The organism is Pseudomonas vanderleydeniana (genome assembly GCF_014268755.2).
GTDB classification, from domain to species: Bacteria; Pseudomonadota; Gammaproteobacteria; order Pseudomonadales; family Pseudomonadaceae; genus Aquipseudomonas; species Aquipseudomonas vanderleydeniana.
Window position 1 is genome coordinate 5,438,420 of record NZ_CP077093.1, and the last position, 23,689, is coordinate 5,462,108.

Consider the following 23,689-nt stretch of genomic DNA (forward strand, 5'->3'; position numbering starts at 1 on the left):
CAACACCGATTGATCGAGTCGTATCTCAGGAATAACAAAAAGAAGGCAGTCAGCCATGTTCAAGCACTCGAAAGTCCGCCAGGCCGGTTTGATCGTATTCGCCACCACCCTGCTGCTCATCCTGCCGAACCTCACCAAAGTGGCCGGCTAGAGGCTGTGGAGCTTCTTCAAAAAACCGAATTATCGCCCCGGTCAACTACCGGGGTACGGTTTTGTGTGCCAATCTTGAGCCATGACTGGATGGAGACAGGTTCATGCGCCATTGGATCGCCGCTACCCTGACAGCAGCGGCACTACTCGGCAGCCTCCCGGCCCAGGCGGGGATCATCGATGTAAACCGCGCGGTCGACGAAATCCGCGACGGTGCGCTGATCCTTGACCTGCGCAACAACAGTGATTTCGCCGCCGGCAACATCCACAACTCGCTGCAGGTCGACCTGACCCTGGAAGACGGCACCGGCATCAGCGCCGAAGGCCTGGCCTACCAGTTGCGCCTGGTGGTCCTCGACCCGAACGCCACCGTGGTGATCTACAGCGATACCAACCAGCACGCCCTGGAAGCCGAGGACACGCTGATCCGCCGCGGTTACTTCGGCATCGTCAACGGCGGCAACTACAATGAGCTGCGCGACGCGCTGTTCGACCATGTCGAGGACACCCCGACCTGGGTCTTCGACAATGACGACGACATCGCCGACCAATCCACCCCCACCACTGCACCGATCGAATAAGTACAACGAATGAAACGCCTGATCCTGCTGACGACCGCCCTGCTCTGTAGCCACCTGCACGCCGCCCAACTGACCCTCGACCTCGGCTCCGGCAGCCGAACCTGGGAGACCGAGGCGCTGCTGGCCCACCCCAGGGCGCAAACCATCACCATCGACAACGATGTCTCCTATAAACGCCAGATGACCTATCGTGCCGTGCCGGTCGCCGCCCTGCTGGACGGCATCAAGCCTGACGATCACCTGCAGGCCGTGGCACTGGACGGGTTCGCCGCCGAAATGAACGCCGCGCCCCTGCTCGGCAAGACCGGGGCCCAGGCCTGGCTGGCGGTGGAAGACCCGGCCAAGCCATGGCCGCCGCTCGCCGAAGGCAAGCCGGGAGCGGGGCCGTTCTACCTGGTATGGACGCATCCGGAAGCCGGGCATATCGGCCCCGAGCAATGGCCTTTCCAGGTCGCCAGCATCAAGCGCCTGACCTCGGTGGCGGAGCGATTCCCGGCGTTGCTGCCGGATCCGAAGCTCAAGGCCGGCGATCCGGTGAACCAGGGCTTCGCGCTGTTCCAGAAGAACTGCCTGGCCTGCCATACGCTCAACGGCGCGGGAGATGCACAGGTGGGACCGGACCTGAACATCCCGCACAACCCGACCGAATACTTTGCCGCGGGTTACCTCAAGCGCTATATCCGCGACCCGCAGAGCCTGCGCCACTGGCCGCAGGCGAAGATGCCGGCGTTCACCCCCGCCGTGCTGCCGGACAGCGACCTGGAGCTGCTGGTCGGTTATCTCAAGCACATGGCCAAGCGCAAGGTGCCTGTCCAGTAAGCCCTTTGGCTATCAGCCAGATAGCCATAGTTCATTTCCGCCAGCCAAAGCGCCGACAGATAATGAGCCCATCACGCCAACCCAGGCACCCAGGCTTTCAATGTGGACCGACCGAAAACTCGTCCACGCCACGCACTTCCCATTCGGCCACCCTCTGCGGTGGCCTTTTTTTTGCGCGAACCAGGCTGCACGAACAAAAACGGCCGGCCCAAGGGCCAGCCGTCACGATAGGGAGAGTCGGATACGTTCAGTTGAGCGCACGGATCGGGTGCTTGACACCCCACCCTTCGATTACACCCCCCAGCGGTTCGACCACCGCCCCGAAATCGTGTTCGAAGTCATCGATACCACCGTAGGTGGCGTACATCACCTTGCTCAGTTCCAGATACCAGGCCCCGTCATCCCTGGGACTGACCTGGGCATTCAGGGATTCACCACGAAACTGACCTGCCGCCCTGCGCGCCCGCTCCTCGTCCGGGAAAACGGCGTAGAACTCGATCGGATGGATACGTGCGAAATCAAAACCGCCTTCTTTCATGCGGCGCAGCACCTGGCTGCTGATGTCTTCTTGATAGGCTGTGCTCATGAAACGTCCTCCTCAGCAAGCGTTGGATAGACTTTCGCAATCCCGAACCAGGCACCCACGGTGCTGGCGGCGCGACGGAGGCCCGTCGCCGGGAAACAAGCATGTAGCTGACAAGATCAGACCACCTTAGCGAATCTCTCGCTGATCTCGATTGCAGAGTAGCGCGATGCCAGCAGCTCTGCCAGAGGGTCTGGAGGGGAAAAACCGACTTTCACGAAGCCGGTGCGATATGCAGGATCTGGATGCTGTTCTGCTCCCTGAGACTCTTGAGCGTCGGCTCGTCCATACGCCCGTCGAGATCGTTCAGATCCAGTTCGGCCGGAACCGGCAACAACCTGGCGCGAACCCATTGCGCCGCCTGTTCCATGCTGGGTTGGTGCTCGTAGTCGAAGTGCTCGACGCTTTGAACACCATGATCATCCACGAAAGTGACTGCCCACATCTTCATCGGTGTCTCCTCGCTCAAGCCCATCGCGGGCCCACATGCATGTGGACCCTGAAGCCGCGAGGATCGTTCAAGGGGTTTGCAGGCGAACAGAACCTGTAGGAGCGTGGCTTGCCCGCGAAGGCGGCAAGTCAGGCAGCCGCGATGTCGACTGGTGCACCGTCTTCGCGGGCAAGCCACGCTCCTACAAGGGAGTCGGCGGTCCAGGGCAAAGACCGCCAAACCGGTCGATCACTTCTCGGCGCGTTCCTTGAGGGCCTGCAGGGTGTTGAACGGCGCCTCGACCACGAACTTGTTCGCCAGCCACGAAGGCACGCTGCCGCCAGGCTCGGTGTGGACCTGGTAGGTTACTTCGGTGAGGTTGTCACCCTTGGGCACCAGCTTCCAGAAACCATCGACCTGGGCCACGCGTACATAGCCCTTTTCTTCCGGCTTGTAGGTCGGCACGCCCTGAAGCTTGCGGGTCAGGCTGCCGTCGGCATTCTGGATGGTGGTGATATGCATGTAGGAATCGCGATCGGTGACCGGAAACGGCGCCTTGAACTGGGTGTAGGTCCAGCTCTCGTCACCCTTCTTGTCCACCAGCTTCTGCGACTTGCACTCGTGGATCCAGGCGCAGGCACCGACCACGTCCTCCTGCAGGGCACGGATCTTGGCGACCGAGGCCTTGATCGTCGTCACGCCCTGGTAGGCCTTGTACTTGGAACCGGTCACTTCGGCGAGCGACACCTTGATCCCATTCTCATCCTTGGCCGTCTCCCAGGTCTCCGCGTACGCAGTACCGGTCAACAGCAAGCCCAAACCACAAACCACAGCCATTCGATGCAGCGAACCCATTTTCTTATTCCTTATTGTTGAAGGAGAACACACCTCAAGCCGCCGTCATTTGCTCCCACCAGCCAATCAGGCGGATGGCCTCTTCACGGCTACCGCCACACACGTCCGGGTCTGCCTTGAAGCCGCCACAGACCGCTGGCCGCTCTGGCTTGCCAAACAGCTCGCAGAGGTTTTCGACCGACAGATGCACGCAACGTTCTCCGGCAGGCTTTCCATCAGGCATGCCGGGCAGCGGCGAGCTGATGGAGGGAGCGATACAGCAGGCGCCACAACCTTCACGGCAGTTCATGGCAACACGCTCCCTGCAACGGAACCGGGGGTGTGGAAGACAGAGTAACCGCTAAAACGGCTGTTTAAAATTGGTCGCACAATTGTTTTTCAATAACTGGGTAGATGACTGCTCAGTCACCGACGAAGCGTCATGACTGGACGGAGGATTCTACTGCTTGAACTCGAAATCCAGCGCCGCGCCTTCGATTTCCCGACGGCTGTCGTTGCGCAGTTGCAGCTCCATTTCGTTGCTCAGCAGACGGCCGTTGAGTTGAAAAGGCGTCTGGGAAGCCGGCTTTTCAACGAACAACTGCGGCAACAGCGGCCGGCTCTTGGACAGCGGCACCTTGCCGACCGGCTGCATCTTGTTGACCAGCTCCTGGGGCAGGCTCAGGTCCAGCCTGGGTGGTGGCAGATGCGTCTTCACCACCTCATTATCGACCTTGCGGGGCTTGCCCGTGGCGGCCTTCCTTGCAGGAACGGTCTTTTTCGGTTGGGCTTTTTTCTGAGTAGCTGCTTTCTGGGGAGCGATGGCCTTGTTCGTCGCAGCGCTGGTTTTCTTCGTAGCGGCGGCCTTGGGTTTCTGCGTCGCACTGCTGGCGACCGGCGTTTTTTCCTGGGCCTGCGCCATGGCCGCAGTACCGGCACCCAGGCCGGTCAGCAAGGCAAGCAATAGCAGGCGTACAGCGAAAGTCGCGTTCATGAGCTCTACGGCATCGACAACAGAGTCCTCTATGCTCGCTCGTTGGGCTGACGATGACAAGTAACGCGATCGGGAATCGTCCCCAGATGCCACCGCCGGGAGCGCCTGCCGGCGTCTCCCGACGGCCGTTTCAGAACAGCCCGGCCGCAGTTTCCTGGCACAGCTGGTTGGCCAGCATGCCGAGGGTCATCAAGGCCCGTTCGGCCTCGCGATTCCAAGGGATCCCGCAGTTGAGCCGGATGCAGTGGTTGAACTGCTCGGTGTTGCTGAAGATCAGCCCCGGCGCGATGCTGATGCCCTGTTGCAGGGCCCGGACATGCAATTCCTGGGTATTGACCCGTCCCGGCAGGCTGACCCAGAGAATGAAACCACCGGTCGGCCGGGTCATCTGCGTGCCTTCGGGGAAATACTGCTGCACCGCCAGCTGGAAGGCGCTGAGGTTCTTGCGGTACTCCTGGCGGATATAGCGCAGGTGCCGGTCATAACCGCCGTTCTCCAGGTAGGCCGCCACGCCCATCTGCGTCACGCTGCAGGCCGAATGGGTACTGAATGTCTGCAAGCGCTGGATTTCCTGCTGGAACTTGCCGGCGATCATCCAGCCGATCCGTACCCCCGGCGAGAGGGTCTTGGAGAAACTCGAGCAGTAGATCACCCGGTCCAGCCGGTCATAGGCCTTGAGGGCCTTGGTCCGACCGACCTCGAACATCAGTTCGCCGTAGATATCGTCCTCGACGACCTGGATATCGAAGTCCGACGCCAGGCGCAGCAGCTGTTTCTGCCGCTCCTCGGGCATGGTCCCGCCCAGCGGGTTGCTCAGGCGCGTGGTCAGCACCAGGGCCTTGATCGACCACTGGTTGGCCGCCAGTTGCAAGGCCTCCAGGCTCATGCCGGTGGACGGATCGCTGGGAATCTCGATGACCTTCAGGCCCAGCAGATCGGCCAGCTGCAGCAGGCCATAGTAGGTCGGCGACTCGGCGGCGATCAGGTCGCCGGGCCGGGTCAGCACCCGCAGGGACATCTGCAGCGCGTCCACGCAGCCGTGGGTGATCACCACCTCGGAGGGATCGACCACCACGCCGGCGTCACGCATGCGAATCGCCACCTGGCGCCGCAACGGCTCGAAACCGGGGCTGAACATGTAGCTGAAGGCCCGTGGGCTGTGAAACCGGGTGACCTTGGCCAACTGCTGGTGCAGTGCCCGCACCGGCAGGTAGTCGACCGACGGCACTGCCGCGCCGAACGGGAACACCCCCTCGCGACGGGACTCGACCAACACCTGATGAATGATGCTGCTGCGGGTGACCAGGCCCGGCCGCTCGACCCGGGCGATATCCGGGGTCGGCGCGGTCAGCGCGGGAGTCTGGTGCACGTAGTAGCCCGACTGCGGGCGGGCGCGGATCAGCCCCTGGTCTTCCAGGTTGGCATAGGCCTGCAACACGGTCGCATGGCTGACGTTGAGCTGCGAGCTCATCTTGCGCACCGAAGGCACGCGCTCGCCTGGCTGGTAGACACCACGCCGGATGTCGTCGGCCAGTTGCTGCGCAATACGTTGGTAGAGCAATAGGTTGGTCATGAAGCGGCACTCGGTTTCAACGGCGTTTTTATTCTTGGCGGCAACGATACCGGAACAGTTTCAAAGTGTACTGGCACAGTTCCTACAATAGTCGACAATACAGTGAAGAGCGAAGCAAAACTGTATAGGCACACTTATCCCTGGAATGGCTGGGTCTTGTGGCGAGCGGGCTTGCCCGCGCTGGGGTGCGAAGCGCCCCTGAACCTGGGCCACTTGCAGTACCAGGCAGACCCGGTCGCAGGGTTTGGGACCGCTTTGCGGTCCAGCGCGGGCAAGCCCGCTCGCCACCACTGACTGGTGTTCCACCACTGGCCCGTATCCAGGAGTTGACCCGCATTCCAATTGTCAAAGGTGACCGGGCATGAAAAAACCCGGCACCTTGCGGATACCGGGTCTGTTCGTGAAACGCCTGGGCCTCAGCGGGCGGCGCCCAAACGGCCCTTTTCGTCGGAGAAGACCACTTCCACCCGACGGTTCTGCGCCCTGCCACGCTCGGTGGCATTCACGTCGATCGGGTACTCGTCGCCATAGCCGACCACCTCGATGCGCTTTTCATCGATGCCCAGGTCAACCAGCATGTCCGCCACGGACTGGGCCCGATCACGGGACAACTGCAGGTTGCTCTCCTTCTCGCCGGTGCTGTCGGTATAGCCTTCGATGCGCACGATGCGTTTCGGGTTGAGCTGGAGGAACTGCACCAGCTTGAGGATCGCCCGGTTGGCGGAACTCTGCAGTTCCGCCTCGCCGGTGTCGAACAACACGTCACCCAGGGTCATCACCAGGCCGCGGTCGGTCTGGGTACTGGCCTGGCTGATCTGCTCCTCGACCCACTTGCCCTGCTGCTGCACGCTGATCAGCTTGGATTCACGCAGCGCCAGTTGCAGGCGCTGGCGCTCCAGCTCCAGCTTGGCGGCACGCTCCTGGTTCAGCGCCTGCTCGGTATGCTGGCGGGCGATGTCCGAGTAGCGCTCGCTCAGGTAGGCGTAGTGCTCCACATCCGCGCCGCTGCCCCAATAGCTGGACAAGCGATCGGCACGCGCCAGCGACTCGCCCGCACGGATCACGTCCTTGGGTGCATAGCGCAGCACGTTGCTGTCCTCCTTGACCTTCTGGAAGCTGGCCGAAGCCTGCTGCAAGGCCGCCTCGCTGGACTGCTGGCCAGCGCAACCGTAGAGGCTGACACAACCCAGCGCCAGCAGGACGCTGACCATTCGGCTCGGATAGATCATTGGGCGTCCCCCAACTGCTTGCGCAGGCGCGTGATGCGGGTATTGAGCAGCTTCAGCTCCTCCTGGCTCTTTTCGGTCAGCACCTGGGCTTCGGCCAGGCGCGCATCCAGTTCGGCCTGCTCGGCCCGCATGCGGGCTTTCTTGAAGGACTGGTCGGCCATGGCGGACTTGGCGCGTTCGAACTTGCCCTCGGCCAGCTTCAGTTCAGCCACATCATCGGCCTTGGCACCGACGGCCCGGGCCTGTTCGAGCGCTCGCTCGGTGAGACGCATTTGTTCATTCGGCGCCGGATCGGTCGCGCAGCCCGCCAGGGCCACGACGGCCAGGGCAGCGAATAAGGGTCGGATACTCAAAAGCAAATTCCTACTGTTTTGGGGCGCCAGCCGGTTGCAGTTGCGCCTTCCAACGCTCCAGGTTGCGCTGCAACACAGCCTCGGTCAGGCCGGAAGCCGGCAATTCTGTCATTTTTTTTGCCAGCTGTCCGCGCAACCAGGCGTCATTGCAGGCCGAGTTGTGGGACACCGCCAGGAACAGCCCCGGCTGGTCGACCGGCTGTGCACGCGGAGCGATGTCCCTCGCCATGCCCAGGCTTTGGGCGGTCACCATGCCAGCATAACGTCCGGCCAGCACATACTCGACCTCGCCCAGCAGCAGTTTCTGGAACGCCTGGGGCAACGCCTGGGTGTATTGCAGGGTCAATTGCTGCTTGCTGAACGCCACGAACGGCTGGGTCATCCGGGCCTTCTGCGAGACAGCGCCGGTGTGCCCGTGCAGGTCGCTGGCGGCGTTGTAGACCAGGTTCGAATCGTTGCGGGTCCAGACCAGGAAGTCGTTCTGCACCAGCGCCGGGTGGATGTAGTCCAGCGAATCGAGCTCGTTCACGGTGATCGGCGCATCCACCAGCAGGTCCATGCGCCCGCTGCGCACCTCCTCCTGGGCGTCGGAGCGCTTGCCGCCATAGAGCACCTCGACCTTGAGCCCCAGCTCGCCGCCGACCTGGCGCAACAGGTCGGCGCTGGCGCCGATCAGGTGTACCGGGTCCTCGGGGTCGCGCCACAGGTAGGGCGGTGCATCCGGGCTGCCGGTGACGATCAGCCGCTCGCATTTACCGACGGCGAATGCCTGCATGGGCAGGCCGAACAGCAGCGACAATGCGGCGACGCGAAGCACGTCCATGACAACTCTCTCCAATCCACACCGTCCCCTGTAGGAGCGCGGCTTGCCCGCGAAAGCGTCAGGTCAGTCAACCTATTGGCTGGCTGAACCGACGCTTTCGCGGGCAAGCCCTGCTCCTACAGCAGGCAGTGTCGCCATAACGCGGTATAGACAGTGATTCGGTAAAAAAAAACCCGGTCACGGGACCGGGTTCTTTTATAAGTGAAGCAGCTGGATCAGACCAGCTTTTCCAGCTCTGGGACGGCTTCGAACAGGTCCGCGACCAGGCCGTAGTCGGCCACCTGGAAGATCGGTGCCTCTTCGTCCTTGTTGATCGCGACGATCACCTTGGAGTCCTTCATGCCGGCCAGGTGCTGGATCGCGCCGGAGATACCAACGGCGATGTACAGCTGTGGCGCAACGATCTTGCCGGTCTGGCCGACCTGCATGTCGTTCGGTACGAAGCCTGCGTCGACCGCGGCGCGGGAAGCGCCGACCGCCGCGCCCAGCTTGTCGGCCAGGGCGTACAGGTGCTTGAAGTTGTCGCCGTTCTGCATGCCACGGCCGCCGGAAACGACGATCTTGGCAGCGGTCAGCTCTGGACGGTCGGACTTGGCCAGCTCTTCGCCGACGAACGACGATTTGCCTGCATCGTGGGCAGCAGCGACCGCTTCAACGGCAGCCGAACCACCCTCGGCGGCAACCGGGTCGAAGCCGGTGGCACGCACGGTGATGACCTTGACCGCAGCGCTCGATTGCACGGTGGCAATGGCGTTACCGGCATAGATCGGGCGCTTGAAGGTATCGGCGCTTTCCACCGAGATGATCTCGGAGATCTGGTCGACGTCCAGCTGGGCGGCTACGCGCGGCAGGATGTTCTTGCCGTTGGAGGTGGCGGCAGCCAGGACGTGACTGTAGCCCTTGCCCAGCTCGGCTACCAGGGGCGCGACGTTTTCCGGCAACTGATGGGTGTAGGCGGCGTTGTCGGCCACCAGCACCTTCGACACACCCGCGATTTTCGCGGCGGCTTCGGCAACGGCGCCAACGCCCTGGCCTGCGACCAGCACGTGGATGTCACCACCGATCTTCGCGGCGGCGGCAACGGTGTTCAGGGTAGCCGGAGCGACGGCCTTGTTGTCGTGTTCGGCGATTACCAGGATAGTCATAGTCAGATCACCTTCGCTTCGTTTTTCAGTTTCTCGACCAGTTCTGCAACCGACTTGACCTTGATGCCCGCGCTGCGTGCAGCCGGTGCTTCAACTTTCAGGGTCTTGTTGGTGGAAGCGGTGGAAACGCCCAAAGCATCCGGAGTCAGCGTCTCGAGCGGCTTCTTCTTGGCTTTCATGATGTTCGGCAGGGACGCGTAGCGCGGCTCGTTCAAACGCAGGTCGGTGGTGACGATAGCCGGCAGGCTCAGCGAAACGGTCTGCAGGCCGCCGTCGATTTCGCGGGTCACGGCAACCTTGTCGCCCGACACTTCGACTTTCGAGGCAAAGGTGCCTTGGGCGTAGCCGCTCAGGGCAGCCAGCATCTGGCCAGTCTGGTTGTTGTCGCTGTCGATCGCCTGCTTGCCAAGGATCACCAGCTGAGGCTGTTCCTTGTCGACCACGGCCTTGAGCAGCTTGGCCACGGCCAGGGAGTTCAGCTCGTCGGCGGACTCGACCAGCACGGCGCGGTCGGCACCCAGTGCCAGCGCGGTACGCAGTTGTTCCTGGGCGGTGGATGGGCCGATGGTGACGACGACGATTTCAGTGGCCACGCCTTTTTCTTTCAGACGTACCGCTTCTTCCACTGCGATTTCGCAGAATGGGTTCATCGACATCTTGACGTTGGCGAGGTCGACGCCGGAATTGTCCGCCTTGACGCGAACCTTGACGTTGTAATCGACAACGCGTTTGACAGCTACAAGAACCTTCATGGATTCCTCACTCTCCGGTGAAAAGAAAGTCGCCCAGGCGTACCTGGCGGTTGGATGCTCAGCGGCGCACACACGAAGCTCAAGGGCACCTCCAAAAACGCCGACATCTACGCGAAAGCCTGGATCTTCTGCAGTTCATGACCGCCCATCGGTTGTGACTGTACAGTCACGGAGCCGGTGGACGTGTAAACTCCATGCCAGAATCGGCATGCCACGACACTTTCGCTGCCTTCGTCCTGTCTTTAGACGTGCTCTTGCAGGCTACGTTTAGCCTACGGCAAGCGCAAAACCGCTCGTATCTTGACCGGAACGCCTATTCCGGTCAATACGGCAAAATGGCCAGTCATAAGCCGCGCTACTTTGATTTACCTGGCTTCCAGCGAATTCAAACAAACGTTTGTATTGGACGCTGGTAGTGGTGTAGATATAATGGCGCCACCTAGAGAGAAAGATGTCTCCCCCACCTTTCTCCTGCCTGCAGTGGCAGGGGAATGCCGGTGCGAGGCACCAAACCTCCAATCAGAAGAAAACTGTTGAGCCTTGAGAGTAGGAGAGAGTCTGTGGAACGCGAATACATGGAATTCGACGTGGTCATCGTCGGTGCCGGCCCCGCAGGCCTGTCCGCCGCTTGCCGGCTGAAACAGAAAGCGGCCGAAGCGGGTCAGGAAATCAGCGTCTGCGTCGTGGAGAAAGGCTCCGAGGTCGGTGCCCACATCCTTTCCGGCGCAGTGTTCGAGCCACGGGCCCTGAACGAGCTGTTCCCGGACTGGAAGGAACTCGGTGCGCCGCTGAACACCCCGGTCAAGCGCGACGACATCTATGTCCTGCGCAACGGCGAGACCGCGACCAAGGTTCCGGACTTCTTCGTGCCCAAGACCATGCACAACGAAGGCAACTACATCATCTCCCTGGGCAACCTGTGCCGCTGGCTGGCCCAGCAGGCCGAGAACCTGGGCGTGGAGATCTACCCGGGCTTCGCCGCCCAGGAAGCGCTGTTCGACGAGAACGGCGTGGTCCGCGGGATCATCACCGGTGACCTGGGTGTCGACCGTGAAGGCCACCCGAAGGACGGCCTGTACACCCCCGGCATGGAACTGCGCGGCAAGTACACGCTGTTCGCCGAAGGTTGCCGTGGCCACATTGGCAAGCAACTGATTTCGCGCTTCAAGCTCGACAGCGAAGCCGACGCCCAGCACTACGGTATCGGCCTGAAGGAAATCTGGGAAATCGACCCGGCCAAGCACCAACCGGGCCTGGTGGTCCACACCGCCGGCTGGCCGCTGGACATCATGGGCACCGAGAACACCGGCGGCTCGTTCCTCTATCACCTGGAGAACAACCAGGTGGTGGTCGGGCTGATCGTCGACCTGTCCTACAGCAACACCTATCTGTCGCCGTTCGATGAATTCCAGCGTCTCAAGCACCACCCGGTGCTCAAGCAGTACCTCGAAGGCGGCAAGCGCATCAGCTATGGCGCCCGCGCCATTTGCAAAGGTGGCCTGAACTCGCTGCCGAAGATGGTCTTCAACGGCGGCGCGTTGATCGGCTGCGACCTGGGCACCCTGAACTTCGCCAAGATCAAGGGCAGCCACACCGCGATGAAATCCGGCATGCTCGCCGCCGAAGCGGTGGCCGAGAAGCTGCTGGCCGGTGCCGAGGGTGGCGACCAGTTGGACAACTATGTCACCTCGTTCAAGGCCAGCTGGCTGTACGAGGAGCTGTTCGCCAGCCGCAACTTCGGCGCGGCCATCCACAAGTACGGCCCGATCATCGGTGGCGGCTTCAACTGGGTCGAGCAGAACCTGTTCGGCGGCAAGCTGCCGATCACCCTGCACGACAACAAGCCGGACTACGCCTGCCTGAAGCTGGCCAAGGACTCGGTGAAAATCGACTATCCGAAGCCGGACGGCAAGATCAGCTTCGACAAGCTGAGCTCGGTGTTCCTCTCCAGCACCAACCATGAAGAAGAACAGCCTTGCCACCTCAAGCTCAAGGACGCGAGCATCCCGCTGAGCAAGAACCTGCCGCTGTACGACGAACCGGCGCAGCGCTACTGCCCGGCGGGCGTATATGAAGTGATCACCCAGGAAGATGGCGAGAAGCGCTTCCAGATCAACGCCCAGAACTGCGTGCACTGCAAGACCTGCGACATCAAGGATCCTTCGCAGAACATCACCTGGGTCGCACCGGAAGGTGCTGGCGGCCCGACCTATCCGAACATGTGATTCGGTCGATGCCATAAAAGAAAGGCTCCTTCGGGGGCCTTTTTGCTGGGTGGGAAACCGGGAGGTTTGGGGTGGAGTCTTGTAGCTTCTTCGCGGGCAAGCCACGCTCCTACAGATTGGTGTCGCACATCAATTCCATGAACGACACGCCCCTGTAGGCGCGTGGCTTGCCCGCGAAGAGGCCGTCCGGGACACCAAAAACCCCGGATCAACCCGCTACGCCGACTGTCCCGCCAACATCCCCTCCTCTCCCGGCGTGCGCTCGAAGTAGCGCTTGTACTCCCGACTGAACTGCGACGTGCTCTGGTAGCCCACCCGATGCGCCACCTGGGCCACGCCCAACCCGTCCCCGGCCAGCAATCTCTGGGCCTTGAGCAGGCGCAGGCGCTTGAGATACTGCACCGGCGACAGCAGCGTGCTGCGCTTGAAATGCTCATGAAAGGTCGACGGGCTCATGTTCGCGTAGCGCGCCAGGGTGTCGACGTTCAGCGGCTCGGCAAAATGCTCGTGCAGGTGGCTGAGCGACGCCGCCAACCGGGCGAACTGCCCCTGCTGCTCGACCAGCGCCCGCAACACGTCGGCCTGGGGCCCGCGCAGAGCGGTGAACAGTACCTCGCGCAAACGCGCCTGGCCCATCACCCGGCACTCCAGCGGATCATGCAGGCAGCGCAACAGCTGCTCGACGCTATGGCGCATGGCATCGTCGAGCGCCACCGAGGTCATCGACTCGGGCGTTTGCGCCGATGCCCCGGGCTCGCCCACCAGGCCCATCGCACGTACCAGCTCACTCAACAGCGCCCGGTCGATGCCGATCGACACTCCGAGCAGGGGCTCCTGCGCGGTGGCAAAGGTCTCGTATTCGAACGGCACCGGCAACGCCTGGATCAGGTAGTGCCCGGCACCGTACTCCAGGGTCCGTGGCCCCAGGTAGGCCAGCTTGCTGCCCTGGGCGATCACCATCAGGCTCGGTTCGTAGATCTGCGGGCAGCGCGCGACATTGTCGGACGCCGAGACGATCTGCACCTCGGGCAACAGGGTCGGCAAGAACCCCGGGCGGGTCGCCAGCGGCTGGAGCAATTCGACCAGCCTGGCATTGGCGTCGAGATGACGGGTCAACTGCATGGCAAAAACTTCACGGAAAAAGGGATGTGAACATCATCGCAGGTCTGGCGCCACAGGAAAGTGCCCGCGCGCCGATCCCGGAGGATTAGGCATGACACCCGGAGGAATCGTCATGGCCGCCACCCGGGGCGATCACGAGAATGGCCCGCCTCATCCGTTACCGCCTTTGCAAGGTTTGCCCCATGTATACCGCCATCGGTTATGCCGCCCAGTCCGCCACCACGCCCCTCGCTCCGATCACTTTCCAGCGCCGAGCGCCACGGCCGGACGACGTGGCCATCGAGATTCTCTACTGTGGCGTCTGCCACTCCGATATCCACCAGGCCCGCAATGAATGGGGCATCGCCGTCTACCCGCTGATGCCGGGGCATGAAATCGTCGGCAAGGTCACCGCCGTCGGCAGCCAGGTCACCCGGCACAAGGTCGGCGACCTGGTCGGCGTCGGCTGCATGGTCGATTCCTGCCGTGATTGCGCCGCCTGCCAGGCCAATCTGGAACAATACTGCGAAAATGATCCGACCATGACCTACGCCAGCCCGGATCGGATCGACGGCAGCAACACCATGGGCGGTTACTCCGACCGTATCGTGGTCAGCGAGCACTTCGTCGTGCGCATCCCGGAAAAACTCGACCTGGCCAGCGCCGCCCCGCTGCTCTGTGCCGGCATCACCACCTACTCGCCGCTCAAGCACTACGGCGTCAAGCCTGGCGACAGGGTCGGGATTCTCGGCATGGGTGGCCTGGGCCACATGGGTATCAAGTTCGCCAAGGCACTGGGCGCCGAAGTCACCCTGTTCACCCGCTCGGCGAGCAAGGCCGAGGAAGCCCGCCGCCAGGGTGCCGACCATGTGATCGTGTCCACCGACGAGGCGCAGATGCAGGCCGCTGCCGGGCGTTTCGACTTCCTGCTCGATACCATTCCGGTACAGCACGATCTCAACCCCTATCTGGATACCCTGACCTTCGACGGCGTGCACATCCTCGTCGGCCTGATCGAACCGGTCGACCCGGCGCTGCATGCCGGCAAGCTGGTGATGAAGCGCCGGGTACTGGCCGGTTCGCTGATCGGTGGCATTGCCGAGACCCAGGAAGTGCTGGACTTCTGCGCCGAGCATGGCATCAGCTGCGATATCGAGATGCTCGACATCCGCCACATCAACGAAGCCTACAGCCGGATGATCGCCGGTGACGTGAAGTACCGCTTCGTGATCGACATGGCGACGCTGAAGCTCTGACGGTACGGATTGTGACCAACCCGCTCGTGTGGTGAACCGGCTTAATTTGGTGAACTGGCTTATGTGGCGAGCGGGCTTGTCGGGACGCCACAATGAACCCGTTCAACACAATGGGCCCGGCAAGTGGCGCCACACCGGCGTGGTATGATGGATGCCGAATCAACTCTGTCGAAGGACCGCCAGACGGTGACCAGGAAAACCGGCGTCCGCGCCCAGCAAGCCGACCAGACCCGCGCCCGCATCCTCAAGGCCGCAATCAAGATATTCGCCCGCGATGGTTATTCCGGTGGACGTGTGGAGAGCATCTCCCAGGAAGCCGAATCCAACGACCGCATGCTCTACTACTATTTCGGCAGCAAGGAGCGCCTGTTCCTCTGCGTGCTGGAACACATCTACGAGCAGTTCAACCAGGCCGAAGGCAAGCTGCGCCTGGACCTGGAACACCCCCGGCAAGCCCTGCGCGAGCTGGTGGCCTTCGTCTGGAACTACTACGTGCGCCACCCGGAATTCGTCGCCATCCTGAGCATCGAGAACCTGCACAAGGGCAAGCACGCCCAACAGTCCGGGGAGCTGCGGCGGCTATCGGGAGAAGCGGTCGGCGTGTTGCGCCCGATCATCGAGGCCGGCCAGGCCCAGGGCCTGTTCCGCCTGGACCTGGACATCAAGCACGTGTACCTGATGATTGCCTCGCTCTGCTACTTCTACAACTCCAACCAGCACACCCTGAGCTCGTTCCTCGGCGAACCGCTGGCGGACAAGCATCAACGGCAGGATTGGCTGGCCTTCATCAGCGACCTGGTGATCCGGGGCGTCCTGCAGCAACCGGCTGCAGCGCAGCCCACCCCTGATTAAGTAACCACTTACCTTGCGATAGCGTTTGCGCGCGGCGCCAGGCATGCTGGGCCAGCGCAATACAACAATAACTCATTGGGGCAAATCACCATGCAAGGCTTTCTCAAGGGCTGCGCGCTGGCGCTGGCCGTCGGCTGCTCGGCCGGCTCGCTGCACGCGGCGGAAAAGGTCATTCTCGACACCGATTTCAACGTGCTCAACGATGATGGCCAGGCCTTCATCATGCTCGCGCAGTTGCATGCACAGAAGAAGATCGACCTGCTCGGCATGACCCTGGTCAGCGGCAACGCCTGGGTCGACCAGGAACAGGTCGACGCGCTGAAGGCAGTCGAGCGCATGGGCGTGGAAAAGGAAATCGGCGTCTATTCCGGCGCAGCCTATCCGTTGCTGCATGACTTCGCCACCTACCCTCAGGAACAGGCGCTGTTCGGCTCCGGCTGGCCCGGCGCGTTCAAGAACCCGCGGCCGACTTCGGCGACGCAACTGGTGGCCCCGCCGGACGGCATGGCGACCCATACCCGGCTACGCAGCGAAACCGCTCCCCAGTTCATCATCGACAGCGTGCGCAAGAACCCTCACGAGGTGACCCTGCTGGCGATCGGACCGCTGACCAACCTGGCCCTGGCGATCCGCCAGGCGCCGGATATCGTGCCGCTGATCAAGCGCATCGTGTACATGGGCGGCGCCATCGAGATCCCGGGCAACACCACTCCGGCCGCCGAATTCAACTGGTGGTTCGACCCGGAGGCGGCGCGGATCGTCCTGCGCTCACCGATCGAGCACGTGATCTTCCCCAACGATGTCTGCGAGAAGGTCATCTTCGATGCTTCGGTCTACAAGCGAGTGATCGCCGCCAAGGGTGCGGTGCCGGAACTGTACAAGAGCGTGTTCGGACCGGAGTTCGCCAAGGACCCGGGCTACCACAGTTTCACCTGGGACAGCCTGCCGGCGTTGTTCCTGACCGAGCCAGGCATCGTCACCGAATCACGCGAGATGTGGATCGACGTCGACACCCACTTCGGTCCGGACTACGGCCGGGCGCTGGGTTACAGCAAAGGTGCACCGGTCGGTACGCAGAAGGCCAGGGTGGTGTTCGCCGTCGACCAGAAGAAGTTCTGGAACGATTATGTGTCGCTGGTGACCTTGCCAACGCCGGTGAAAAAGCCCTGACGGGTGCACGGTCCGTGTCTCCGACACCGACCGTGACCACACGGTTTCAGAAGCTCACATCCGCCGCCTTCATCACCTGCACGAAAGCCCCGTTCAGGGTCGCATTGTGATGCTCGACGATCGCCCGGGCCGACAGCCCGGGCGTGTCCATGCAGGTATGCGCATCACCTACCAGCACCGCCTCGAAGCCCAGGTCGCGAGCCAGCCGGCAGGTGCTGTCGACACAGTACTGGGTCTTCATGCCGACGATGACCAGCCGTTTCACCCCGGCGTCGTCCAGTTGCTCGGCCAACCCGGTTTCGAAGAAACAACTGGGACGGGTCTTGTCGAGCAGATGATCCACCGCCGGGTCCAGTCCCAGCTCCGGCAAGACCTGCCTGGTGGCACGGCCCGCCTCGATCGGCGAACCCTGCGGCCCGGTGTGCCGCAGGGCGAAGATCGGTGCGCGGGCCTTGCGCGCCTGCCCGACCAGCGCGGTGATACGCGCCAGCACCTGCTCCCCTTGCCATGGCTGTTCCGGGCCCTGAAACAGGCCAACCTGCATGTCGATGATCAATAGCGCCGAGCGCCGGGGGCTGTGAGCCTGCATGGTGTTTCTCCTTCCTGGTGATGTCAGCAAGGGCACGGAAACCAAAAGGCCCCGTCCATTGCTGGCGGGGCCTTGGTTCACTGCGCGTCAATCACTCACACGGCAACCTCGCACCCGCCCTGGGCGGTCGCGGTGGTAGTGGTGGTGGTCAGGTGCAGCGAGATCATGTTCATGGAATCGATCATGCTACAGCGACCCGTAACGTGACAACCCCGTCCCGGTCGACATTCCACGCTTGAACTGGCACGCCTCATACCGATAGTGTGCTGAACACTTTCAATCCTGCGCACGGATGCCCCATGCCTCAATCCGAACAGCTCTGCATTGTCTTCGTCCCCGCACTGGTGGTTATCCTGACGGCCGCCGAACAGAAGAAAGGCGCGCCGCTATCAGAAGCCGAAGTCCTGGAAATCCGGGACAACGCCGCCTGCATCAGCCTGCCGGTGGAGGTCGCGCAAGCCATGGACGACAGCAGGGACTACCCGGACATTTCGGCTGAAAACTGCTGGCATGAGTGGCAGCAGCTACGGGCCGAGGTCCAGCCATGAAGATATTCAACATCGTTGCGCATGAAGGTATCGGCCCCGCCAGGCTGGGCGCATCACGGGAGAACACCCGGCTGGCGATGGCGGCCGACGGTTTCACGCTCGCGCACGACACCGAGACACAGGACTACTTCGATCTGCCAGAACTGGGGATTCAGGTCGAGTACAGCGCGGGCCAAGCCTCGTTCATCGGGGTGTCCTGCTACGCTGCATGCCAGGTCATGTATGACGGCGTGAACGTCTTCGATACCGAGGCCGAGGAGCTGTTCGAGCGAATGGCGCGGGCCGATGGTTCAGGCGAACATTCGTTCAATACCCATGAGCACCTGTTTCCCAGGCAGATCCTCACGCTGTGGGATGCCGACGAGCAGTACGATCGCATGGGCGGTGAAGAGCGGCGGGTCTGGGCGCAGGTGGGTTTGGGCGACGCCGATTATCTCGCAGCCATCAGCAAGTACACGCACTAGAACCGCAGACGCCAGTGCCCGTTCCTACGCAGATCGACCACCGACAGCGGCTCGATATCGATGGCGTTGAACGAGGCCGGCCCGGCCTGCAACGCGTGGAGAATCGCCGCGCGAATCACGAAGGGGTGCGTGACGACGACGAAGTGCCCGTCCTCCTGGAAACTGTCGAGCCAGGCTGCCACCCGGGCACACAGTGCGATCACCGACTCGCCCGCCGGCGGGGCGATCTCCGGCTGGCTGACCCAGGCCGCCAGTGCCTCGGGCGCGTTCTCCTGCAGGTCGTTCAGGCTCAGGCCCTGCCACTCGCCAAAATCGTAGTCCCCCAGCTCCGGCACGATCTCGATCTCGCTGCCCAGCGCCTCGGCGGTCTGCCAGGCACGGGTCTCCGGTGCACTGAGGACACGGACCGGCTTTTTCAGCCGGCTGGCCAATTCGGCAGCCTTGGCCAGTCCCTTGGGTTCGACCGGCTCATCCAGCGGGAAGCGCCCCAGACGCTGAGCCTCGGTGCGGGCATGGCAAACAACGCTGAGCCGGATCGCCATATGGACATTTCTCCCGTTCTGCCCCGGTGCGGAAATACACCGCACAAGCACGTGCATCTCTTATAAGAATAGAAGCCGGTGAGAACCCGGCACGATTGCGCCACTGTAGTCGCATTCTAGATGCCGAACGCCAGTCCTTTCCACGCACTGTCATTTCTCGGACCTGACGCACAACCCCTGGAGAATTTTCAGAGGGGCGACACTACAACATCGGACACCTGCGATACAAAAAAAGGAGCCGGTACTCCCGACTCCCCTCTTGTCTTGCAGGTGCCAAACGCTTCCATAGCGGCTATTGTGGGCCTCCCTGCCACCGTGCAACATCCTCACCCGTTCCCTTCATCAAGGTACTGATCGATGTCATCTTCCCGCATGAAAAAACTCCTCGGCGCCGTTGTTCTGCTCGGTGGTTTCGCCGCGACCGGTTCCGCGTTCGCCCACGCCCACCTCAAGAGTGCAACCCCGGCAGCGGACAGCACCGTCAGTGCCCCGAGCGAATTGCGTCTGGTGTTCAGCGAAGGTGTCGAGGCCGCACTGACCAAGGTCGAGCTGACCAACGACGGCAGCAAGGTCGAGCTGAAAGGCATTGCCACCGACCCGGCCGACAAGAAGATCCTGGTCGTGACCCCGGCCGCCGTACTGAAGGCCGGCGACTACAAGGTCAACTGGCATGCGGTCTCGGTCGACACCCACAAGAGCGAAGGCAACTACGGCTTCAAGGTAGGCAACTGAGTTCATGCAAGAGGCCATGGTCCTGTGTCGCTTCCTGCATTTCACCATGGTTCTGTCGCTGTTCGGGGCCTGCCTGTTCCGGCCCCTGCTGATCGGTCCGACGCCTTGCATCGTGCTCGACTCGCGGTTGCGCACGGCGCGCCGCTGGATGGCCGGCCTGGCGCTGCTCAGTGCGATGGCCTGGCTGCTGCTGACCACCGTCGGCATGACCGATGACTGGGGCGATGCCATTCGGCTGCCCACCCTGCAACTGGTATTGGGCAGCACGTTCTTCGGCCAGGTCTGGACCTGGCACCTGGGCTTGAGCCTGCTGCTGTTGATCGCCCTTGGCGCCAACGCACCGCCCATGATCAGCCTGCTGCTGGCCTTCCTGCATCTGGCGACCCTGGCACCGGTGGGTCATGGCGCCATGCTCGACGGACTGGGTGGACAGTTGCTGATGTTCAATCAACTGCTGCACCTGAGCGGGGTCGGCGCCTGGATCGGCGGCCTGATGCTGCTCGTGCTGGTGCTGGGGCGGCCGGCCGGGCACGACATCGAGCGCATCCTGCGGCGCTTCAGCAGCCTGGGCTACCTGATGGTCGCGGCGATCATCGCCACCGGCCTGATCAATGTCCGCGTGCTCACCGGCGCCCTCTGGCCGACCCCACTGTTCCAGGGTTTTGCGCTGATCCTGATGGTCAAGGTGCTGATGGTCCTGCTGATGCTCGGACTGGCCCTGTTCAACCTGGTGATGAGTCGTCGCGGGCAGTTCACGATGCTGCGGCGCAGCGTCACCCTCGAATGGCTGCTGGGCCTCGGTGCGATTCTCGCCGTCTCGCTGCTGGGCACGCTGCCGCCCGTGCTGATGAACTGACCGGCGCACACCCCAACCCTGTAGGAGCAAGGCTTGCCTGCGAAGCCGTTGGCGCACTTGAGGGCCTCTTCGCTGGCAAGCCAGGCTCCTACAAGATCCGTATCGAACTTCATGACCCCGCCCTGCCACAACCTGTAGGAGCAAGGCTTGCCTGCGAAGCTGGCAGCGGCCAGGCCACTCATCGTCCATTCGGGCGCAATGGACAAAAAAACCAACTCAGATAGTCATCTATATGAATCCTTCAGGTATATTCTTCGGATACCGTAACAAGATATTACAAGAAGAGGTTTCCGTTGGATCTTTCACATGCTGCGTGGCTCGCCCACGACACCCGCCTGATCGTCTGCTGCCTGGCTGCCATTGCCACCATCATCGTGCTGATCAGCCTGACCAAACTGCCGCCTTTCCTGTCGATCCTGATCGGCACCTTCGTGGCCGGGCTCGGTGCGGCGCTGCCGCCGGAAGAAGTCGCCAAGGCCTTCAGCAAGGGCGCCGGCAGCCTGCTCGGCGAGGCCGGGATCATCATTGCCCTGGGTGCGATGCTCGGCGCATTGATGGCTGAGTCGGGCGCGGCCGACCGAATCGCCTCGACCCTGCTGCGACATGCCAAAGGCAAGGCCCTGCCCTGGGTCATGGCATTCGTGGCGATGGTCATCGGCCTGCCGTTGTTCTTCGAAGTCGGGTTGGTGCTGATGGTGCCGGTGATCTTCGTCATCGCCCGGCAGTCCGGCCAGCCATTGCTCAAGGTGGCGATCCCGGCCCTGGCCGGCATGACCACGCTGCACGCCCTGATGCCCCCGCACCCGGGGCCGCTGATCGCCGTCAGCGCGCTGCACGCCGACCTCGGCACGACCATGCTGCTGGGCCTGTGCATCGCCGTACCGGCGGTGATTCTTGCCGGTCCCCTGTATGGCATCTGGCTGTCGAAGCGACTGGATGTCCAGGAACCTGCCGAACTCGGCGCGCTGTTCACCGCCAAGATCGAAACCCGCCGCAAGCCGAGCTTCGCCGTGTCCCTGCTGATCATCCTGCTGCCGGTGCTGCTGATGCTCGGCAGCACACTGGCCAAGGTCGCGATGGCACCGCAAGGCAGCCTGGCGATTACCCTGAAATTTCTCGGTGAACCGCTGATCGCCCTGGGCATCGCGGTGATTGCCGCGGTGATCTGCCTGGGCTGGTCGATCGGCATGGCCCGCGACCAGGTTGGCGGCGTGCTGCGCAAGAGCCTCGCGCCGATTGCCGTATTGCTGCTGACCATCGGGGCCGGTGGCGGCCTGAAGCAGACGCTGCTCGAAGCCGGCATCAGCGACACCATCAGCAAGGTCGCCAGCGGCGCACACCTGTCCTATGTGCTGCTGGCCTGGCTGATCGCCGTGGCCCTGCGCCAGGCAACGGGCTCGGCTACCGTGGCGACCACCACCACCGCCGGCATCCTCGCGCCGCTGATGGCGGGCCTGGCGACGACCCAAAGCTCACTGGTGGCCCTGGCCATCGGCGCCGGCTCGGTGTTCTTCTGCCACGTCAACGATGCCGGGTTCTGGATGGTGCGCGAGTACTTCGGCCTGCAGCTCAAGCAGACGATCTGGGTCTGGTCGGTGCTGCAGACGATCGTCTCGGTGGTTGGTCTGGTCGGAACCCTGCTGCTGTGGCAGTGGTTCCAGTAGGTCAGCAGCGCCTGGGCTGGCGCCTTCGCGGATAAATCCTGCTCCCACAGTGATCACACCAGGCGCACACCTTGTGCCCCCCCCTACCTGTAGGAGCAGGATTTATCCGCGAACAGGGCCTGGAGGCTGACTCAGTCCTCCGAATAGGCGAAGTTTCTCAGCACTTCGCCATCCATGCGGTAGCGCACCCACTCACTCTGCGGTTGCGCACCGATGGACTCGTAGAAACGGATCGCCGGCTCGTTCCAGTCCAGCACGCTCCACTCCAGACGGCCACAGTCATTGGCGCAGGCAATCTTCGCCAGGTGTCGCAGCAACTTCTTGCCCGCTCCCGCGCCGCGCTGCTGTGGCGAGACATACAAGTCTTCCAGGTACAGGCCATTGCGGCCGAGCCAGGTCGAATAGCTGAAGAAAAACACCGCAAAACCGACCGGCTCGCCATCACGCAGGCAGATCAGGCCGTGGGCCGTGGCACCTTCGCCGAACAGGCTGCGCTCGATGTCCACGACACTGGCGATCACCTCGTGGCGGGCGCGTTCGTAGTCGGCCAGCTCGGTGATAAAGGCCAGGATCTGCGGCGCATCACTGGGCCGGGCTTCGCGTATTTCGAGGGACATGGGCGCTTCCAGAATCGATGAAGTCGCCCATGCTATTCGGATTGTGTTGCCACTTGAATCATTTCAGCGAAAATTCACTGGCAACAGCAGGCAAGCCAACAGCGTCAGGCCCAGGATCAGCAGCGCGGCCACCGCCAATCCCTGTAGATGAGCCAGCAGCATCCGCATGGCGGCGGGCTGCTCCGGGCACGGCTCATGAGCGCTCATGGCGCAGGCTCTCGAGATCGGACTGCGCCAGGTAGAGCACTTCGTAGACCTGCCCACCCCGGCTGCGATCGGGTGCGGCCGACGACAGCGTGATGCGCACCAGACGCCAGTTGGCAGCATCCAGTGCCAGGAACGACGCCAAGGTGTCCGCCTGGCGCAGGATCGCCTGGCCCCGCTCTCTCTCGGCCGCCAGCAGGCCGATACGATCGGTCTCCGGCTCGATCGCCCATTCCTCCCGGTACAGCGCCTTCGCCTCTCGCGCCGGGCCGAACTCGAGCGCCAACGGCAGCCAGGCCTCGACCTGGGGGCGACCGAACGAATCGATGACCACCTGGAAACGCTCGTCCAGCAGGAAGTTGGCGGCGCCCTGCGGGTCGGACCACAGGTAGACCGACGAGTAGAGATTGTCCGTGGCGGCGAATACTCCCCGCTCGCGGGCAATGAACGCCTTGAACACCAGGCCCGGGGTTCCGTCCCAACGCGGCCCCAGCTCGCTGGCTCGGCGGCGGATCAGTCCCATGTCGTAGTGGGCGGGCAAGCGGTGTGAATACTGTTTGGCAAACATGACTGCGCTCCTTCGGCAATGACCGGATGTGGATA

28 protein-coding genes are annotated in these 23,689 nt (G+C 62.7%); 11 read left to right on the plus strand and 17 right to left on the minus strand.

The window, feature by feature from the left end; genetic code table 11:
- The first annotated feature begins 254 nt into the window (after positions 1-254).
- On the plus strand, positions 255-731 hold the full coding sequence (locus HU752_RS24255; protein ID WP_186681434.1) for a rhodanese-like domain-containing protein: 477 nt from the start codon (positions 255-257) through the stop codon (positions 729-731).
- Between the two features lie 9 nt (positions 732-740).
- Positions 741-1,550: a c-type cytochrome gene (locus HU752_RS24260; RefSeq protein WP_186681436.1), complete on the plus strand. Its 810-nt coding sequence runs from the start codon at positions 741-743 to the stop codon at positions 1,548-1,550.
- Positions 1,551-1,797: 247 nt separating this feature from the next.
- On the opposite strand, the gene HU752_RS24265 is transcribed toward HU752_RS24260, so the two are convergent.
- The 11 genes from HU752_RS24265 to HU752_RS24315 form a co-directional block, all read right to left on the minus strand.
- The gene (locus HU752_RS24265; RefSeq protein WP_186681438.1) at positions 1,798-2,136 is read right to left on the minus strand and encodes a ribonuclease E inhibitor RraB; all 339 of its coding nucleotides are present in this window, start codon (positions 2,134-2,136) and stop codon (positions 1,798-1,800) included.
- Positions 2,137-2,347: 211 nt separating this feature from the next.
- Complete coding sequence (locus HU752_RS24270) at positions 2,348-2,584, minus strand: hypothetical protein (RefSeq protein ID WP_186681440.1); 237 nt, start codon at positions 2,582-2,584, stop codon at positions 2,348-2,350.
- Positions 2,585-2,812: 228 nt separating this feature from the next.
- Positions 2,813-3,418: an START domain-containing protein gene (locus tag HU752_RS24275; protein ID WP_186681442.1), complete on the minus strand. Its 606-nt coding sequence runs from the start codon at positions 3,416-3,418 to the stop codon at positions 2,813-2,815.
- Between the two features lie 34 nt (positions 3,419-3,452).
- A complete protein-coding gene (locus HU752_RS24280; protein WP_186681444.1) occupies positions 3,453-3,707 on the minus strand; it encodes a YkgJ family cysteine cluster protein in 255 nt (84 codons plus the stop codon).
- Between the two features lie 150 nt (positions 3,708-3,857).
- Positions 3,858-4,391 carry a hypothetical protein gene (locus HU752_RS24285; protein ID WP_186681446.1) on the minus strand — a complete coding sequence of 178 codons (534 nt, stop codon included), beginning with the start codon at positions 4,389-4,391 and terminating at the stop codon, positions 3,858-3,860.
- A 130-nt stretch (positions 4,392-4,521) separates the two neighbouring features.
- Positions 4,522-5,964, minus strand: coding sequence for an aminotransferase-like domain-containing protein (locus HU752_RS24290; RefSeq protein WP_186681447.1), 1,443 nt, complete (start codon positions 5,962-5,964; stop codon positions 4,522-4,524).
- Positions 5,965-6,380: 416 nt separating this feature from the next.
- Positions 6,381-7,193 (minus strand): OmpA family protein, encoded by an 813-nt coding sequence (locus HU752_RS24295; protein WP_186681449.1) that lies wholly within the window; start codon positions 7,191-7,193, stop codon positions 6,381-6,383.
- A complete protein-coding gene (locus HU752_RS24300; protein ID WP_186681451.1) occupies positions 7,190-7,546 on the minus strand; it encodes a DUF4398 domain-containing protein in 357 nt (118 codons plus the stop codon). Before HU752_RS24300 ends, HU752_RS24295 begins: the two co-directional genes overlap by 4 nt.
- 10 nt (positions 7,547-7,556) lie before the next feature.
- On the minus strand, positions 7,557-8,369 hold the full coding sequence (locus HU752_RS24305) for a substrate-binding periplasmic protein (RefSeq protein WP_186681453.1): 813 nt from the start codon (positions 8,367-8,369) through the stop codon (positions 7,557-7,559).
- A gap of 215 nt (positions 8,370-8,584) precedes the next feature.
- Positions 8,585-9,514: an electron transfer flavoprotein subunit alpha/FixB family protein gene (locus HU752_RS24310; RefSeq protein ID WP_186681455.1), complete on the minus strand. Its 930-nt coding sequence runs from the start codon at positions 9,512-9,514 to the stop codon at positions 8,585-8,587.
- A 2-nt stretch (positions 9,515-9,516) separates the two neighbouring features.
- Positions 9,517-10,266, minus strand: a complete 750-nt coding sequence (locus HU752_RS24315) for an electron transfer flavoprotein subunit beta/FixA family protein (RefSeq protein ID WP_186681457.1) — start codon at positions 10,264-10,266, stop codon at positions 9,517-9,519.
- A 560-nt stretch (positions 10,267-10,826) separates the two neighbouring features.
- Here HU752_RS24315 and HU752_RS24320 point away from each other — a divergent pair.
- Positions 10,827-12,491, plus strand: a complete 1,665-nt coding sequence (locus tag HU752_RS24320; protein WP_186681458.1) for an electron transfer flavoprotein-ubiquinone oxidoreductase — start codon at positions 10,827-10,829, stop codon at positions 12,489-12,491.
- A gap of 216 nt (positions 12,492-12,707) precedes the next feature.
- Here HU752_RS24320 and HU752_RS24325 read toward each other — a convergent pair whose 3' ends face one another.
- Positions 12,708-13,613: an AraC family transcriptional regulator gene (locus tag HU752_RS24325; protein WP_186681460.1), complete on the minus strand. Its 906-nt coding sequence runs from the start codon at positions 13,611-13,613 to the stop codon at positions 12,708-12,710.
- Positions 13,614-13,795: 182 nt separating this feature from the next.
- Between HU752_RS24325 and HU752_RS24330 the strand changes: the two genes are divergently transcribed.
- The 3 genes from HU752_RS24330 (at position 13,796) to HU752_RS24340 (ending at position 16,870) form a co-directional block, all read left to right on the plus strand.
- A complete protein-coding gene (locus tag HU752_RS24330; RefSeq protein ID WP_186681462.1) occupies positions 13,796-14,848 on the plus strand; it encodes an NAD(P)-dependent alcohol dehydrogenase in 1,053 nt (350 codons plus the stop codon).
- A 147-nt stretch (positions 14,849-14,995) separates the two neighbouring features.
- Positions 14,996-15,700, plus strand: coding sequence for a TetR/AcrR family transcriptional regulator (locus HU752_RS24335; protein WP_186681464.1), 705 nt, complete (start codon positions 14,996-14,998; stop codon positions 15,698-15,700).
- A gap of 90 nt (positions 15,701-15,790) precedes the next feature.
- Positions 15,791-16,870: a nucleoside hydrolase gene (locus tag HU752_RS24340; protein WP_026145445.1), complete on the plus strand. Its 1,080-nt coding sequence runs from the start codon at positions 15,791-15,793 to the stop codon at positions 16,868-16,870.
- A gap of 46 nt (positions 16,871-16,916) precedes the next feature.
- Here HU752_RS24340 and HU752_RS24345 read toward each other — a convergent pair whose 3' ends face one another.
- Complete coding sequence (locus HU752_RS24345) at positions 16,917-17,459, minus strand: cysteine hydrolase family protein (protein ID WP_186681466.1); 543 nt, start codon at positions 17,457-17,459, stop codon at positions 16,917-16,919.
- Positions 17,460-17,758: 299 nt separating this feature from the next.
- On the opposite strand from HU752_RS24345, the gene HU752_RS24350 reads away from it, so the two are divergent.
- Positions 17,759-18,007 carry a hypothetical protein gene (locus HU752_RS24350; protein WP_186681467.1) on the plus strand — a complete coding sequence of 83 codons (249 nt, stop codon included), beginning with the start codon at positions 17,759-17,761 and terminating at the stop codon, positions 18,005-18,007.
- Complete coding sequence (locus HU752_RS24355; RefSeq protein ID WP_186681469.1) at positions 18,004-18,471, plus strand: hypothetical protein; 468 nt, start codon at positions 18,004-18,006, stop codon at positions 18,469-18,471. The genes HU752_RS24350 and HU752_RS24355 overlap by 4 nt, the downstream gene beginning before the upstream one ends.
- On the opposite strand, the gene HU752_RS24360 is transcribed toward HU752_RS24355, so the two are convergent.
- The gene (locus HU752_RS24360) at positions 18,468-19,013 is read right to left on the minus strand and encodes a histidine phosphatase family protein (protein WP_186681471.1); all 546 of its coding nucleotides are present in this window, start codon (positions 19,011-19,013) and stop codon (positions 18,468-18,470) included. The two genes, HU752_RS24355 and HU752_RS24360, sit on opposite strands and share 4 nt — an antisense overlap.
- A 357-nt stretch (positions 19,014-19,370) precedes the next feature.
- Here HU752_RS24360 and copC point away from each other — a divergent pair, with 357 nt between their 5' ends.
- The 3 genes from copC to HU752_RS24375 all read left to right on the plus strand — a co-directional run bounded on the left by copC (position 19,371) and on the right by HU752_RS24375 (position 22,265).
- Positions 19,371-19,745, plus strand: coding sequence for a copper homeostasis periplasmic binding protein CopC (copC, locus tag HU752_RS24365; RefSeq protein ID WP_037007060.1), 375 nt, complete (start codon positions 19,371-19,373; stop codon positions 19,743-19,745).
- 4 nt (positions 19,746-19,749) lie between these two features.
- On the plus strand, positions 19,750-20,601 hold the full coding sequence (gene copD / locus HU752_RS24370; protein WP_186681473.1) for a copper homeostasis membrane protein CopD: 852 nt from the start codon (positions 19,750-19,752) through the stop codon (positions 20,599-20,601).
- 293 nt (positions 20,602-20,894) lie between these two features.
- Entirely contained in the window at positions 20,895-22,265 is a 1,371-nt protein-coding gene (locus HU752_RS24375; protein ID WP_186681474.1) for a GntT/GntP/DsdX family permease, read from the plus strand.
- Between the two features lie 131 nt (positions 22,266-22,396).
- Here the strand turns inward: HU752_RS24375 and HU752_RS24380 are convergent, their stop codons facing one another.
- The 3 genes from HU752_RS24380 to HU752_RS24390 all read right to left on the minus strand — a co-directional run bounded on the left by HU752_RS24380 (position 22,397) and on the right by HU752_RS24390 (position 23,654).
- On the minus strand, positions 22,397-22,882 hold the full coding sequence (locus HU752_RS24380) for a GNAT family N-acetyltransferase (RefSeq protein ID WP_186681476.1): 486 nt from the start codon (positions 22,880-22,882) through the stop codon (positions 22,397-22,399).
- Between the two features lie 63 nt (positions 22,883-22,945).
- Positions 22,946-23,089: a hypothetical protein gene (locus HU752_RS24385; RefSeq protein ID WP_186681478.1), complete on the minus strand. Its 144-nt coding sequence runs from the start codon at positions 23,087-23,089 to the stop codon at positions 22,946-22,948.
- The gene (locus HU752_RS24390) at positions 23,076-23,654 is read right to left on the minus strand and encodes a DUF4865 family protein (protein WP_186681480.1); all 579 of its coding nucleotides are present in this window, start codon (positions 23,652-23,654) and stop codon (positions 23,076-23,078) included. The genes HU752_RS24385 and HU752_RS24390 overlap by 14 nt, the downstream gene beginning before the upstream one ends.
- Positions 23,655-23,689 lie beyond the last annotated feature (35 nt).

Coding starts and splice junctions, on each gene's coding strand:
- HU752_RS24305 (WP_186681453.1), bottom strand. CDS start 8,369: ATGGACGTGCTTCGCGTCGCCGCATTGTCGCTGCTGTTCGGCCTGCCC.
- HU752_RS24325 (WP_186681460.1), bottom strand. CDS start 13,613: ATGCAGTTGACCCGTCATCTCGACGCCAATGCCAGGCTGGTCGAATTG.
- HU752_RS24345 (WP_186681466.1), bottom strand. CDS start 17,459: ATGCAGGCTCACAGCCCCCGGCGCTCGGCGCTATTGATCATCGACATG.
- HU752_RS24340 (WP_026145445.1), top strand. CDS start 15,791: ATGCAAGGCTTTCTCAAGGGCTGCGCGCTGGCGCTGGCCGTCGGCTGC.
- copD (WP_186681473.1), top strand. CDS start 19,750: ATGCAAGAGGCCATGGTCCTGTGTCGCTTCCTGCATTTCACCATGGTT.
- HU752_RS24265 (WP_186681438.1), bottom strand. CDS start 2,136: ATGAGCACAGCCTATCAAGAAGACATCAGCAGCCAGGTGCTGCGCCGC.
- HU752_RS24350 (WP_186681467.1), top strand. CDS start 17,759: ATGCCTCAATCCGAACAGCTCTGCATTGTCTTCGTCCCCGCACTGGTG.
- HU752_RS24335 (WP_186681464.1), top strand. CDS start 14,996: ATGGATGCCGAATCAACTCTGTCGAAGGACCGCCAGACGGTGACCAGG.
- HU752_RS24360 (WP_186681471.1), bottom strand. CDS start 19,013: ATGGCGATCCGGCTCAGCGTTGTTTGCCATGCCCGCACCGAGGCTCAG.
- HU752_RS24255 (WP_186681434.1), top strand. CDS start 255: ATGCGCCATTGGATCGCCGCTACCCTGACAGCAGCGGCACTACTCGGC.
- HU752_RS24270 (WP_186681440.1), bottom strand. CDS start 2,584: ATGAAGATGTGGGCAGTCACTTTCGTGGATGATCATGGTGTTCAAAGC.
- HU752_RS24355 (WP_186681469.1), top strand. CDS start 18,004: ATGAAGATATTCAACATCGTTGCGCATGAAGGTATCGGCCCCGCCAGG.
- HU752_RS24315 (WP_186681457.1), bottom strand. CDS start 10,266: ATGAAGGTTCTTGTAGCTGTCAAACGCGTTGTCGATTACAACGTCAAG.
- HU752_RS24390 (WP_186681480.1), bottom strand. CDS start 23,654: ATGTTTGCCAAACAGTATTCACACCGCTTGCCCGCCCACTACGACATG.
- HU752_RS24260 (WP_186681436.1), top strand. CDS start 741: ATGAAACGCCTGATCCTGCTGACGACCGCCCTGCTCTGTAGCCACCTG.
- HU752_RS24295 (WP_186681449.1), bottom strand. CDS start 7,193: ATGATCTATCCGAGCCGAATGGTCAGCGTCCTGCTGGCGCTGGGTTGT.
- HU752_RS24385 (WP_186681478.1), bottom strand. CDS start 23,089: ATGAGCGCTCATGAGCCGTGCCCGGAGCAGCCCGCCGCCATGCGGATG.
- HU752_RS24330 (WP_186681462.1), top strand. CDS start 13,796: ATGTATACCGCCATCGGTTATGCCGCCCAGTCCGCCACCACGCCCCTC.
- HU752_RS24380 (WP_186681476.1), bottom strand. CDS start 22,882: ATGTCCCTCGAAATACGCGAAGCCCGGCCCAGTGATGCGCCGCAGATC.
- HU752_RS24310 (WP_186681455.1), bottom strand. CDS start 9,514: ATGACTATCCTGGTAATCGCCGAACACGACAACAAGGCCGTCGCTCCG.
- HU752_RS24275 (WP_186681442.1), bottom strand. CDS start 3,418: ATGGGTTCGCTGCATCGAATGGCTGTGGTTTGTGGTTTGGGCTTGCTG.
- copC (WP_037007060.1), top strand. CDS start 19,371: ATGTCATCTTCCCGCATGAAAAAACTCCTCGGCGCCGTTGTTCTGCTC.
- HU752_RS24285 (WP_186681446.1), bottom strand. CDS start 4,391: ATGAACGCGACTTTCGCTGTACGCCTGCTATTGCTTGCCTTGCTGACC.
- HU752_RS24280 (WP_186681444.1), bottom strand. CDS start 3,707: ATGAACTGCCGTGAAGGTTGTGGCGCCTGCTGTATCGCTCCCTCCATC.
- HU752_RS24290 (WP_186681447.1), bottom strand. CDS start 5,964: ATGACCAACCTATTGCTCTACCAACGTATTGCGCAGCAACTGGCCGAC.